Annotated in this window: 12 protein-coding genes and 3 tRNA genes; 8 read left to right on the forward strand and 7 right to left on the reverse strand. The window is 69.2% G+C overall.

Annotation, left to right across the window (positions count from 1 at the left end; translation table 11 throughout):
• The first annotated feature begins 71 nt into the window (after positions 1-71).
• From NQ165_RS06045 to NQ165_RS06055, 3 genes are all read left to right on the forward strand, one after another.
• Positions 72-1,820, forward strand: a complete 1,749-nt coding sequence (locus NQ165_RS06045; RefSeq protein WP_257526074.1) for a M23 family metallopeptidase — start codon at positions 72-74, stop codon at positions 1,818-1,820.
• 65 nt (positions 1,821-1,885) lie between these two features.
• A tRNA-Thr gene (locus NQ165_RS06050) sits at positions 1,886-1,957 on the forward strand.
• A 23-nt stretch (positions 1,958-1,980) separates the two neighbouring features.
• Positions 1,981-2,054: transfer RNA gene (locus tag NQ165_RS06055), tRNA-Met, on the forward strand.
• Here NQ165_RS06055 and NQ165_RS06060 read toward each other — a convergent pair.
• The 5 genes from NQ165_RS06060 to NQ165_RS06080 form a co-directional block, all read right to left on the reverse strand.
• A complete protein-coding gene (locus NQ165_RS06060) occupies positions 2,052-3,068 on the reverse strand; it encodes a site-specific integrase (RefSeq protein WP_257532053.1) in 1,017 nt (338 codons plus the stop codon). The genes NQ165_RS06055 and NQ165_RS06060 overlap by 3 nt on opposite strands.
• 45 nt (positions 3,069-3,113) lie before the next feature.
• Positions 3,114-3,518: a hypothetical protein gene (locus NQ165_RS06065; RefSeq protein ID WP_257532055.1), complete on the reverse strand. Its 405-nt coding sequence runs from the start codon at positions 3,516-3,518 to the stop codon at positions 3,114-3,116.
• A 391-nt stretch (positions 3,519-3,909) separates the two neighbouring features.
• The gene (locus NQ165_RS06070) at positions 3,910-4,788 is read right to left on the reverse strand and encodes a hypothetical protein (RefSeq protein ID WP_257532057.1); all 879 of its coding nucleotides are present in this window, start codon (positions 4,786-4,788) and stop codon (positions 3,910-3,912) included.
• A 179-nt stretch (positions 4,789-4,967) separates the two neighbouring features.
• A complete protein-coding gene (locus NQ165_RS06075) occupies positions 4,968-5,207 on the reverse strand; it encodes a hypothetical protein (protein WP_257532059.1) in 240 nt (79 codons plus the stop codon).
• Between the two features lie 13 nt (positions 5,208-5,220).
• A complete protein-coding gene (locus NQ165_RS06080; protein ID WP_257532061.1) occupies positions 5,221-6,285 on the reverse strand; it encodes a replication initiator in 1,065 nt (354 codons plus the stop codon).
• On the opposite strand from NQ165_RS06080, the gene NQ165_RS06085 reads away from it, so the two are divergent.
• Positions 6,282-6,349 (forward strand) — tRNA-Ser (locus NQ165_RS06085). The two genes, NQ165_RS06080 and NQ165_RS06085, sit on opposite strands and share 4 nt — an antisense overlap.
• 155 nt (positions 6,350-6,504) lie before the next feature.
• Positions 6,505-6,975, forward strand: a complete 471-nt coding sequence (locus tag NQ165_RS06090; protein WP_257532063.1) for a hypothetical protein — start codon at positions 6,505-6,507, stop codon at positions 6,973-6,975.
• 27 nt (positions 6,976-7,002) lie between these two features.
• On the opposite strand, the gene NQ165_RS06095 is transcribed toward NQ165_RS06090, so the two are convergent.
• Together NQ165_RS06095 and NQ165_RS06100 are read right to left on the reverse strand one after the other, a co-directional pair.
• Positions 7,003-8,343 (reverse strand): HNH endonuclease signature motif containing protein, encoded by a 1,341-nt coding sequence (locus tag NQ165_RS06095; protein WP_257526072.1) that lies wholly within the window; start codon positions 8,341-8,343, stop codon positions 7,003-7,005.
• A gap of 55 nt (positions 8,344-8,398) precedes the next feature.
• The gene (locus NQ165_RS06100) at positions 8,399-9,454 is read right to left on the reverse strand and encodes a zinc-dependent alcohol dehydrogenase family protein (protein WP_257526071.1); all 1,056 of its coding nucleotides are present in this window, start codon (positions 9,452-9,454) and stop codon (positions 8,399-8,401) included.
• A 193-nt stretch (positions 9,455-9,647) separates the two neighbouring features.
• On the opposite strand from NQ165_RS06100, the gene NQ165_RS06105 reads away from it, so the two are divergent.
• The 3 genes from NQ165_RS06105 to NQ165_RS06115 all read left to right on the forward strand — a co-directional run bounded on the left by NQ165_RS06105 (position 9,648) and on the right by NQ165_RS06115 (position 11,902).
• Positions 9,648-10,187 (forward strand): DUF1269 domain-containing protein, encoded by a 540-nt coding sequence (locus NQ165_RS06105; protein WP_257526070.1) that lies wholly within the window; start codon positions 9,648-9,650, stop codon positions 10,185-10,187.
• Between the two features lie 84 nt (positions 10,188-10,271).
• A complete protein-coding gene (locus NQ165_RS06110; RefSeq protein ID WP_257526069.1) occupies positions 10,272-11,039 on the forward strand; it encodes a histidine phosphatase family protein in 768 nt (255 codons plus the stop codon).
• On the forward strand, positions 11,036-11,902 hold the full coding sequence (locus NQ165_RS06115; protein WP_257526068.1) for an NAD(P)H-hydrate dehydratase: 867 nt from the start codon (positions 11,036-11,038) through the stop codon (positions 11,900-11,902). Before NQ165_RS06110 ends, NQ165_RS06115 begins: the two co-directional genes overlap by 4 nt.
• Positions 11,903-11,905: the final 3 nt, after the last annotated feature.

The raw sequence follows: 11,905 nt of genomic DNA on the forward strand, positions 1-11,905 counted from the left end.
GAAAAGGTGACATCAACCGAATACGAAGACGTCCCTCGCCCCCCGAGTGGCTGACCCGAGAGCCCCCCGATTTGACCCTCGACGCCCCCTCGGCCGTCCCGGCGCCCGCGCGCAGGTCCGACCGCATCGCCGCCGCGAACGCGCGCGACGCCGTCGCTTCCGACGCGCCCCGCGTTCTCACGCGCGCGGAACTGCGCCAGCGCGCGGCCGTCGCTCCGGTCGAGCCCTCGCGTTCGTCGCTGCGCCGGCGTGCCTCGGGCATCCCGGGGGAGTCGTGGCGCGTCGAGCAGCCGACCGAGGTCGCGCCGGAGCCGCAGGCGGATGCCGCGCAGGCGACGGCGCCGCAGGCGGACGCACCGCAGGCGGATGCCGCGCACTCGGACGCGTCGCAGGTCGATGGCGCCCAGGTCGCGGGTCTCGCCGCATTCGTGGTTGCCGCGGCGGCCGTCGAGCTTCCCGCGGCGCTGACGCGCCGGTCTCCCGAGCCCGCCTCCGTGCTCCAGCCCTCCGCCGCCCCGATGACGCGCGCGGCCCGCGCGGCTGCGGCGCGCGCGGCCCGTGCCCCCGAGCCTCTCGCGATCGTGGCTCCCGATGCGCAGGTCCCCGCAGTCGAAGCGCCCGCAGCCGAGGCGCCCGCAGTCGAAGCGCCCGCAGTCGAGGCGCCCGCAGCCGAGGCGCCTGCAGTCGAGGTCCCTGCAGTCGAGGTCCCCGCAGTCGAGGCGCCCGCTGTCGAGGTCGCCGTGGCCGACGTCGCCGTCACCCTCGTGCCGGTGGATGACGCGTCCCTCACCGCCGCGCCGCAGGCGCAACCGCCGCTGCGGCGGCGCGCACGCCGAGCGGAGGCCGCCACGCCGCCCGCATCGGCTGCTGCAGACATCGATGCGACAGCAGAAGCGGACTGCCCCCTTCCTGACGCGGTGACCTCTGCGCCCGCCGCCCCACAGCTCGACGATTTCGAACGCGCCGCGAAGATCTTCGCGTTCGCGGGATCGGCCCGGCAGCAGGCCGCGGGTGCACGCGCCGGGGAGCGCGCCGCCCCCCGCGCGCAGGTCGCGCCGTGCGCCGAAGGCACGCCCCCTCGCGGGTGGGCGCAGGCGCGCAAGCGTCTGGCTGCCGCATCCGCGTCGATCGGCGCGATGGGCGTCGTGGGCCTGCTCGCGATCAGCATGACGACGCCGGCCGGCGCCGTCGCCGCGGGTGAGGCGCAGACCGTCCCGGGTGCCGCGGCTACCTCGGCATCCGCCGAGGACGCGCTCACCGAGACCGATGAGATCCAGGCGTTCGTGGCATCCGCCGCCACGACCGACATCAGCCTCGGTCGCGATGCGAACTACACCACGGCGACGCGGTCGGACCTCGCCGCCGAGTCGGGCGTGCGCAACTTCGACAATTCGTTCATCAGCGACCCGAACTCGCCCGTGCAGTGGCCGTTCCCGGTGGGGGTTCCCTACACCTGGGGCTTCCAGATGCGCGACGGCAGCATGCACCACGGCATCGACTTCGTGCCGGGGCAGGGCGCCGAGATCCACGCGATCGCCGACGGCACCGTGCGCGTCGCCACCGAGGCCGGCGGGCTGTACGGGGTGCACGTCATCATCGACCACGTCATCGACGGCGAACTCGTCTCGAGCCACTACGCGCACATGGAGTACGGCTCCCTCAACGTGGCGGTCGGTGACACGATCACGGTGGGCGAGGTGCTCGGCACCGTCGGTGACACCGGCTACTCCTTCGGTGCGCACCTGCACTTCGAGATCCTGCAGAACGGGTCGACGCGCATCGACCCGCTTCCGTGGATGCGCGAACACACCGGAGGGTGACTGCGCGTTTCAGAGCACGCCGCGGCTCTGATATCCTCGTCTAGTTGCCTGCTTGCAGGCAGCACGCCCCGATAGCTCAGTGGCAGAGCACTTCCATGGTAAGGAAGGGGTCGTCAGTTCAATCCTGACTCGGGGCTCGAAGCATCGTGAGATGCGTCGCGGCAGGGTAGCTCAGTTGGTGAGAGCGCACGACTCATAATCGTGAGGTCGCGGGTTCGAACCCCGCTCCTGCTACAGATTGAAACCCCCGGATTTCCGGGGGTTTCGTCGTTTGTACCCGACGTCAGCCGCGATCTCACCCCCTCGAAAAGTGACCTCACGATTCGCGCCGTTGACCGCGTCGCGGACTGCGAGGGCTGCCTCGGTGCCGGACAGGTGCGTATAGCGCTCGGTGGTCGTGATCGACGCGTGCCCTGCAACCTTCTGAATGTGGGCAGGGGCGATGCCGTGACGTGCCAGTCGCGACAGGAATGTGTGACGCAGATCGTGGAAGCGCAGAGGGTGACCGTCTGCGAACGTCGCGATCTGGTCACGGATCGCGTGCCACCGGACAGCGCGGGCGAGGTTGCCGCTGTCGAACGGACCGCCGAGCTTGCCGGTGAAGATGTGATCGTGGCCGCCTCCGCGTGCCCCGTCCAGCCACGGCACCAATTCTTCGATGATCGGAACCTGCCGGGATTTGCCGCTCTTGGTTGACTGCTCGACGAGTCGCCCGTGCCCGTCAGGCGAGAAGGTGCGGCGGACGGTCAGCAAGCCGCGCTGCTCGTCCAGGTCCTCCCAGCGGAGGCCGACGAGTTCGCCCAGGCGGAGTCCCGTGAAGGCCAGGCCCGCAAGGGCGCGCTGGCCGTGCGGGTGAAAGTCCGTGAGGGCGAGCATTCGTCGCACCTGCAGGTCATCGAGCGCGCGTGAAGTCCACTCCGCCTCTGAGGCCTTGCCTCGGGAGCGGGGAAGCGAGCGGCACGGGTTTGTCGACAGGAGTTCGCCCACGACAGCGAACTCAAGGATCTTCGAAAGGAGCGCAAGAGCGTCACCCTTGGTGGATGCTGCGCCCGACCAGTCCGCACGCGCCTTGGCGATTATCAGAGGGCGAATGTCCGTGAGTGGAAGGGAGCCGAGGGATGGCTCAACGCGAAGCGCCCATGCGCGCTCGTAGGACTGGCAAGCGTTGGAGGTGAGGCCCTCGAAGAAAAGCGCGCGGAACTCGCTGAAGAACTCAGCCAGAGTCGTCGTCGCAGGGTCTAATCTCACAATTGAGACTGTAGACCCGTTCTGTCTCTAGTGTCAATCGTGAGACTAGGAGTCGTCCCTCTTAAGCCCGCCTTGTGCCGTCAGGCCGGCGTAGAAGGCCTCGACATCGACCGTGATCCCGGGGAACTCATACACGTCCGGGTGCTCACCGAACACGGAGCGAAACGCAGCGATCCGGCGATAGATCGTGGAGCGGCTCATCCCGAGGTGCTCCTGCAGACCCTCGAAGCCTCCGAAGAGACGCCACGCGAGCCAGAAACCGAAGACATCGACAGCGGCCGAGGCAGCTTGCCCCCGCATCATCGTCTTGATCCAGGGGAACGCAGCAAAGAGCGGCTTGTTGGCGGCGCGGTTGACCACGTAGTACGTGTCCCAGGCGTTCTCGAGGGCGTGCTTCGCGCGGCCTTCTCCTTCAGGAGAGGCCATGCGCTCAGATCGGAAGTCCGCCATGCGTCCGCCTAGTCTCAGTTGCCGGGACTACCAGGCTAGGCCGTGGTCGCCCGGAGCGGCGTCAGCGAAGCCAAGGAGTCCGCAGTCCCCGCAACTCCATGCGCGGCTTTCCTTCTGTCGAGCGGCTGATCCGCCTGAGCCAGACATCGCATCACCCAGGCTCGGCCACCACATCAGCTTGGGCGAGGAGCAAGCGGTGCACGCGGTCCCGTCCGGCCCAAGCAAATCGACCCCGATGCCGCCATGTCGCCCGGCAGTGGGCGGCGCGCCGGTCGAGGCGCTGCGCGCCGCCCGGCGACGCTGTGAGTTCTTCCCCATGGCCCGAGCATGGCACCCGCTACCGACATACCCGCGGCGGACGCTCCCGAAATCCTCTACACAGGATCAAGGCTCACCTGTAGATCGCTATCGGGTGCACAATCACTGCCGGATACTCGTAGGAGGTGTCACTGTCATCGATGGTGACGCCGAGTCCGCCGGCTGCGTCCCTGAAGCCGTCGAGGACGTTAGTCATCATCGTGACCTCCACCGGCGTCGGGGGCGTGTCTCTCAATATCCGTAGAGCTGGCACAACCTCGCCTCTGTCGACGAGGTTCGAGACCTGCGCGATAACGGTGAAGTCGCCTTCCACCATTTGTGCGCCGCCCACAAGGTACTGCTCGTCCAGACGCGCAACGACCCTAGGGCTATCAACGCCGAAGGGCGCGGCAAGAACCTGAATATTCCGCCCATTCCCGGCACCCCGGATCATGTTCTCGATGGGCCGCGCCTGTTTCTTCAGTTCGGCCACCTTCGCGGTGGGCTGCTTGAAAACGGAGTTGGGATCACCAGCCTGTGCAACGTACTCAAGGAACACGAAGAACACCTGCTGAACCTTCGAGAGCGTGACGCGGGCCTCAAAACGAACAGTGTCGCCAACTTCGATCTCATCCCGCGTTTCAACGTCCCACGCCGTGAGTTCGCCTACTCCATCCTCAGCGTCGAGATGCTTGATCCAGCTGTCGAATGCTGAGAAATGGGTGCGGGAGCGCGTCAGTTCTTCCTCCATGCTTGCCGACTTCTTCTTCCCGGCGCTGACCTTGGCGTTGGCTGGCCCGACGTTCGCCCCCAGCGACCCCGACAGGCCTCCATCCGAAGCTTCGGAGACCTTCTGCAGGATCTCATCCACCTTGCCTGCTTCGAACGCCGAGAGGGAGTTGATGATCGTGTCGTAGTTGAGGTACATGAACTCGCGATGCAGCCGCTTCTTCGGTGCCTTGTATCCACCCATAGCGACAACATAGCGACCGATAACGCCGTTGTAACGCGTGGCACCTGCCGCCCTACGCGCTACGCGCTGCGGTTGCCCTCGGCGGCGTGCTCCAATTCGGCAGGCGCGACCCGTGGCGAGCCGGGGCGGCCGCGCGCGTCCCGCATGCGGGACTCCGCGCGCTCCGCCCCCGGCTCCGCTCACGCGTCCTCGACTGCCTCCCACGGCGGCACAAGCGTCGACGGGCGCACGTGCACGAGCCCGCCCGACCAGTCCGGGTGCATCGACCGAAACATATCCGCAGCTTCCTCATGCGTCCTCGCGGCGTTGATCACGCCGCCGATCAACTCGGTCGGGCGTCCGAACGCGTCACACGCGTAGATATCCCAATGCGGCATCCGCTCGACCTCCGAGCCGGACCGAACAAAGAACTTCACCACGATTACCCCTCGACTACGGCGCGGCCCAACCGCGCGCGACCAACTCACGACGCGACCGCGCCGCAAGACCTTCCAGCGGAGCCGGCGCCACGGTCGGCGACGCGTCGCCGGCCCCCGACTGCTGCGACTCCCACCACTCCCGCCGCAACCGGCGCTGCACCGTCCGAGTCAGGCCGGTGAACGACCAACCCGGCCGGTGCTTCGTCCGACGTGAAGCGGAGACAACCTGGGAGCGTGACCCGAACCGCTTGTGCACGAGGCTCGAGCAGTTCTGCGGCTCGCAGACCCCCGAGCAGCGCATCCGGCGAGCAGCGTCACCGAGAGCGACCTGATGCCGCCACACCTCAACCGGCACCTCGCCCGCGTCCGTTGCCACGTCCTTCAGCACGTAGTTCAACGCTTTGGACAGATACCAGATCGTCTTCGCGCCGTCACCGTCCGCGCGGAACGCGTCACATTGCGCCTGCGCGCCCCACTCGACGACAGAGCCGTCGACCTTCGAGACCGCCGTCGCCGTCCGCGCGGCATCCCGCAGCCGTTCTGCAGGAGGAGCCTCCACACGCGCCACCCGGACGATCGCGTGCACGTGCAGCACGCCCCGGTCCTGCCACTCCCGGACGATGAAGTACTCGAGCGAGTCCCAGCGGTCACGAAGGCGACGGCGCGTCCGATCCCAGAGCACCCCCGCATCCCGGTTCCACGCCACCTGGCCCGCGTAGTCGTACTGTGCGGGGTCGAGGGGTACCCCTCGCAGCGCGGCGTCCGCTGCTGAGTGCGCTGAGCCGCAGCCGCAACGCGGCGCGGGACCGGACCGCGGTACACGGTGTACCCGCCCGAACGACGGAGCAGTGAGCGTGAGCAGGTAGAAGCGGTAACGCTCGACAGGGCCATCGAACACACCGGATCGAGCAATTGCCGCCCAGTCACCGCGGTAGAGCTCAGCGCACGACGCGCACTTGCTTTTGATGCGCGAGCCGCAGCGCACCCAAACGCCCGTCGCCGTCTTGATCGGGGAAGAGCAGCCGCGCGCGAGTACATCCGCCTTGCCCGGTTCGATGGTTTCGGAGTCGGCTCGCATGACGAGCGGCTACGGGTACACGTCTCATAATCGTGAGGTCGCGGGTTCGAACCCCGCTCCTGCTACAGATTGAAACCCCCGGATTTCCGGGGGTTTTCTGCATCTGCCGACGGATGCCGTGGCTACCGAGCTCCGCCGCCGAGGAACCATACGCCGGGATGACGGCAGGTCATCTTCGCGGCGGATTCGCCCCGCCGTGCCCCCGCGTTCACTGGGACCATGAACGAACCCACGTCGTCGCCCCGTCCTTCCCGCATCGCGCGCCTCACCGCCACCGGTCTGCTCGGACTCGCTGCCGTCGCCACGCTCGCCGGCTGTGCGAACCCCATGGACATCGTCTCGAAGGTGCACACCGAGACGTTCTCCGATCGGAAGGCGGCCGATGAAGGCTGGGTGGGCGTGCGGATGCCGGAATGGATTCCCGCGGACGCCGGTCCGATCCACTCCACGGCCACCATGAACGAGACCAACGCCGTCATCTTCGTCGAGGGCGGATCGGATCCGCAGGGGTGCGAGGAGCAGGACCGGCGGTCCCTCCCGTTCGACGGCCGCTACGGCGGATTCCCCGAAGACGACGCGCTCCCGGCGACGGTTCTGGCATGCGGGCCGTACGAGGTGCTCGAGATCGAGTCGGGCCTGCTCGGCTGGTTCAACGCCACGGAGGAGGGCCAGACGCCGGATGATCTCTGAGCCGAGCGGGCACCGAGGGGCGCGCCGTCAGAAGGGCGCGTCGTCGAACTCGGGATCGGTGGCGAACGCCACTTCGCTCACGGGCCGGTCGATGTAGACGCGCGCGGTCGGTGACGTCCACTCGAGCACACCACCCGGTCGTTGACGCACGCGCCAAGGGGAGTGGTGTTTGCCGGTGTGATGTCGCCGGCAGACGTGCGCGAGGTTGCGGACGTCCGTCGCGCCGCCCCGAGCGCGGTCGACAGTGTGATCGATGTCACAGATCTTCGCCGGCACGCGGCAGGCGGGGAACCGGCAGTGCTGGTCGCGGGTGCGCAGATGCCGTCGCATCTCCTCGGAGGGGCGGTACCGGTCCACGGCGAGCACGGCGCCGCTGACCGGGTGGGTGAGGATGCGATCCCAGCCGGGGGCGTCGGCGGTGAGGGATCGCGCGGTGGCCGCATCGATCGGCCCGTGCCCGACGAGCACGGTCGCCTCGAACGGATCGGCGACGCGGTCGCCGATGAGGGCCAGGACGGGCACGGTGACCTGCACCGTGCCGCGGATCGCGCGGAGACCACCGTCGGCGACGCTCAGCGTCGACGGCTCCCCGGTCAGCAGCAGGTCGGAGAGGACGTCGGCGCGCAGCTCGTTGAGGGTGCGGGTGTCGGAGGGGGCGGGTCGCCCGTCGTCGGTGAGTGCATCGTCACCGACGCCGGCCTGCGAGTCCTGGGCGCTGCGCGCGATCTGGGAGAGCCGGTCGAAGGCGCCGTGCGCGAGCACCGCCGGGAGGACGGCGACGAGCTCGGCCATGCCGTCGTCGAGGTCCGTCACCGACACCCCGCGCCGCAGCCGTGCCTGCCGGTGCCGCTCGTCGACGGTGGTGTCGGAGTACCACTGCGCGCGGAGGCGCGCGACCGGCGCGAGCCGGGTGGCCGCCTCGCTCTCGGCATACGGCAGTACCGCATCTTCATAAGCGGCGCGCAGCTCGGGCCGCGAGATGATCGCGCCGTTGGCGACGATGACCCGCACATGAGCGGCGGAGATGCGTCCCGCCTCGAGTGCCGCGAGCGTGCTCGGATAGTCCCTGACGAGCGTGGCGGCGTCGCCGATCTGACGCTGCACGGTGCGGTCGCTCACCCGCCACGCGGCGGCGATCTCCGCAGCGGCGATGCGGTGCGGCATCTCGGCCTCGGAGCGGTGCTGCAGCCCGGCATCCTTCACCCAGTCCGCCACGACGTCGTCCGTCGCGGCCAGCAACCGTGCCTCACGAGCCTGCAGGCGTGCCAGCTGCTGCCGCACGGCGATCAAGTCGGGCAGGATCCCGCCGAGGCGGTCGACGGCACGCGCCGCCGCCTCGTCGGGGGGAAGATATCTCGTATCCTGCATGCCCTTATCATCGCGCGAACCTCCGACATTGATTCGACGCCGGAGGGTGCTCACGTCACGCCGTCATCAGCACCTTCAGCGCCTTCGTCTCGGCAGCGCGGCCGAAGACGTCGTACGCCTCCTCGATCTCGTCGAGGGTGAACTCGTGCGTGACGAACAGCGATGCCTCGACCTTGTGCTGCTCGACGAGCTTGAGCAGGGTGTCGGTGGTGTTGGCGTTGACCAGCCCCATCGTGATGGCGATGTTCGCGATCCACAGCCGGTCGATCGGCAGCTCCACGGGCTTGCCGTGCACGCCCACATTGGCGACGACGCCTCCGGGGCGCACGATGTCGAGCGCGGCCGCGAAGGTGGCAGGGATGCCGACAGCCTCGATCGCGACGTCGACGCCGAGCCCGTCGGTCAGCGCCATCACCTGCTCGCGCCAATCCGCGTCGGAGGAGAGCACGCCGTCCGTGGCCCCGAACCGCTTGGCCTGCTCGATGCGGTTGGCGTCCAGGTCGAGGGAAATCACCCGCGACGGGCCGTAGAGTCCCGCGGTCGCGATGGTGGCGAGGCCCACGGGTCCGGCACCGATGACCGCGACCACGTCGCCGGCCTTCACCCCGCCCGCCTGCACACCGATCTCGTGACCGGTCGGCAGAATGTCCGACAGCAGCATCGCCTCGGCGTCGGTGACCGTGGCCGGCACCTTGTACAGCGACGTCTCGGCGTACGGGATGCGCACGTACTCGGCCTGCGTGCCGTCGATGAGGTGCCCGAGGATCCAGCCGATGCCCGACTCGCCCTCCGGGGCCAGACAGTGCGAGTACAGCTGCTTGCGGCAGTAGCCGCAGTGCCCGCACGCGCTGATGCAGGAGATGATCACGCGGTCGCCGACCGCCAGGCCTTCGACGGCGGCTCCGACCTCGGTGATCGTTCCGACGCCCTCGTGCCCGAGGATGCGCCCATCGGTCACGGCCGGCACGTCGCCCTTGAGGATGTGCAGGTCGGTGCCGCAGATCGTCGTCGCATCGATCTTGACGATGGCATCCGTGGCGTTCTTGATGACCGGATCGGGCACCGCCTCCCATGCCTTGTTCCCTGCCCCGTGGTACACGAGTGCCTTCATGGCCTTCCTCCTGTCGTCGTCGTGCGGCCCATCCTCCGCTCCGCGCGGGCCGGGCAACAGGCCCCTTGTCGCACCCCCGCCCCGGGGATAGCGTCAGCCGCACAGTGTGCATCATGCGAGCTCCGGTGGTGCATCCCGAACGCTGCCCGTCACGGTGCGTCGCGGGCGGCCTGAACGCAAGGTAGGCAAATCCATGGCTGATCTCATCGTCATCGCCTTCGACTCGGAGGCCGACGCCGAAGCGGCGTACAACACCGTGCAGCAGCTGCAGGACGACATGGTCGTGCAGCTGGCGGGTCTTGCGCTGGTCAAGGTGAACAACGAAGGCAAGACGAGCGTGGAGTACCCCGGAGGCATCGCGAACATCGGGTTCGGTGCGGTGGGCGGGGCGCTGTTCGGCACCCTCATCGGCATCCTCTTCTTCGTCCCCGTCGCCGGACTCGTCCTCGGCGGCCTCGTCGGCGCGCTGTTCGCGGGCCTCGACAAGGTCGGCATGGACTCGGAGTTCCGCAGCCGCGTGCAGTCGGCGGTCACGGCCGGCAAGTCGGCCGTCGTGATCTACGCGACCAAGCTCACGGCCGACAAGTTCGCCGCCGCGCTGGCGCCCTTCCACGGCACGGTCATGCAGACCTCGCTGTCGGAGGACGACGAGCGCGAACTCGCCCATGATCTCGGCGCGAACCAGGGGCAGGCGTCGCCGGCACCGGCACCGGCACCGGCCCCGGCCGAATAGTCGTACGGGGAGCGCTCGCTTGCCGTCGGTGCGGGCGAGCGCAACCCCTGGGCGCACCCCGGGGAGTGCTTCTAGGGTGGGCGGATGCCGGTGAACACTCTGTGGCTCGTACGACACGGTGAGAGCGTGGGCAACGTCGCGGCGAGCCGCGCGGAGCGGGAAGGACTCGAACGCATCCCGCTGGACATACGCGACTCCGACGTGCCGCTGTCCTCGACGGGGGAGGAGCAGGCCGCCGCGCTCGGGGATTGGCTCGAAGACAATCGCGGCGCGATCGACGCGTACTGGTCATCGCCGTACCTGCGGGCACGCGAGACGCTCGCGATCGCGCTGGGCGGCCACCCCGCCGACGTCGTCGTCGACGAGCGGCTGCGCGATCGTGAGCTCGGCATTCTGGACCTGCTCACCATGAGCGGAGTCGCGCGGCTGCACCCGGAGGAGGCGCAGCGCCGGCGTCACCTCGGCAAGTACTACCACCGCCCCCCGGGCGGGGAATCGTGGGCGGACGTCGCGCTGCGGCTGAGATCCGTCCTCGGAGATCTGCTGGCCGGCCCACAGGAATCGGCGCTCGTGGTCGCCCACGACGCCGTGGTCACCCTGATCGTCTCCCTGCTGCGCGGCATGCCCGAGCGCGAACTGCTGGAGTTCGCCGCGGCGAACCCGGTGCTCAACGCGTCGGTGACCCGTCTCGAGCTCGTCGACGGCCGGTGGGAGCTGCGGGCGTTCTCCGACGTGGGCCATCTGCAGGAGGAGGGTGCGAAGGTCACGGTGCACCCGGGGACCCCCGAGGTCGGCGACCCGGCAACCGGTCCGCAAGCCACCCCCGACGCCCGCACGGAGCAGGCGCCATGACGACACATCGTGACGACGCACCGCAGCCGGTGACGGAGGAGCTGCTGGCGCAGTGGGGCCTTCCCGATCCCGGAGCGGACAAGAAAGCACGCGGGGACGTCATCGTGATCGGCGGCTCCCGCAGAACGCCGGGCGGCGTGATGCTTGCGGGCGAGGCGACCTTGCGGGTGGGCGCGGGCAGACTCGCCGTCTTCGTGCCGGGTTCGATCGATGCGCAGGTGGGCATCGTGCTGCCGGAGGCGGCGGTCTATGCCCTGCCCGAGCGCGCCCGGGACCCCTTCCCCCGGGCGGCGCAGCAGAACATCGCCGCGGCGGATGCCGTGCTCGTCGGGCCCGGGTTCGACGACGCCGACGAGACGCGCGACACCCTTCTCGCCGTCGCCGACGCCGGCCCGCGGTGCCTGGTGCTCGACGCCTACGCCCTCGGCATCCTCTCCGACGTCGACCGTGCGCGCCTGCCCGAGGAGCTGCTCCTCACCCCCAACCGCGAAGAGCTCGCGCTGCTGCTCGGCGGAGACACCCCGGCGGATGAGCTGGGCGATGATCTGACGGATGCCGTGCGCGAGGTGGCCCGACGCCACTTGGCCGTCGTCAGCTGCTACGACGTCGTCGCCGACCCTGACGGCGCCGCCTGGCGCATCGACGGCGGCGGGCCGGGGCTGGCCACCTCGGGAAGCGGCGACGTGCTCGCGGGTGCCGTCACCGGGTTCGTCGCCCGCGGCACCGGATCGGCGCAGGCGGCGGTGTGGGCGGCCTGGGTGCATGCACGCGCCGGTGACCGGCTCACCGAGCGCTTCGGGCTCGGCTTCCTCGCCCGCGAGCTCGTCGCCGAGCTGCCGCTCGCGCTGCGCGAGGCCGCGTAGCGC

The sequence above is a fragment of the Microbacterium sp. zg.Y1084 genome, from assembly GCF_024623595.1.
Lineage (GTDB): Bacteria > Actinomycetota > Actinomycetes > Actinomycetales > Microbacteriaceae > Microbacterium > Microbacterium wangruii.

What these genes read in the sequence shown, in the direction of transcription:
- NQ165_RS06115 (WP_257526068.1), top strand. Translation starts at nt 11,036, where the DNA reads ATGACGACACATCGTGACGACGCACCGCAGCCGGTGACGGAGGAGCTG.
- NQ165_RS06095 (WP_257526072.1), bottom strand. Translation starts at nt 8,343, where the DNA reads ATGCAGGATACGAGATATCTTCCCCCCGACGAGGCGGCGGCGCGTGCC.
- NQ165_RS06110 (WP_257526069.1), top strand. Translation starts at nt 10,272, where the DNA reads ATGCCGGTGAACACTCTGTGGCTCGTACGACACGGTGAGAGCGTGGGC.
- NQ165_RS06065 (WP_257532055.1), bottom strand. Translation starts at nt 3,518, where the DNA reads ATGGCGGACTTCCGATCTGAGCGCATGGCCTCTCCTGAAGGAGAAGGC.
- NQ165_RS06105 (WP_257526070.1), top strand. Translation starts at nt 9,648, where the DNA reads ATGGCTGATCTCATCGTCATCGCCTTCGACTCGGAGGCCGACGCCGAA.
- NQ165_RS06090 (WP_257532063.1), top strand. Translation starts at nt 6,505, where the DNA reads ATGAACGAACCCACGTCGTCGCCCCGTCCTTCCCGCATCGCGCGCCTC.
- NQ165_RS06080 (WP_257532061.1), bottom strand. Translation starts at nt 6,285, where the DNA reads ATGCGAGCCGACTCCGAAACCATCGAACCGGGCAAGGCGGATGTACTC.
- NQ165_RS06070 (WP_257532057.1), bottom strand. Translation starts at nt 4,788, where the DNA reads ATGGGTGGATACAAGGCACCGAAGAAGCGGCTGCATCGCGAGTTCATG.
- NQ165_RS06100 (WP_257526071.1), bottom strand. Translation starts at nt 9,454, where the DNA reads ATGAAGGCACTCGTGTACCACGGGGCAGGGAACAAGGCATGGGAGGCG.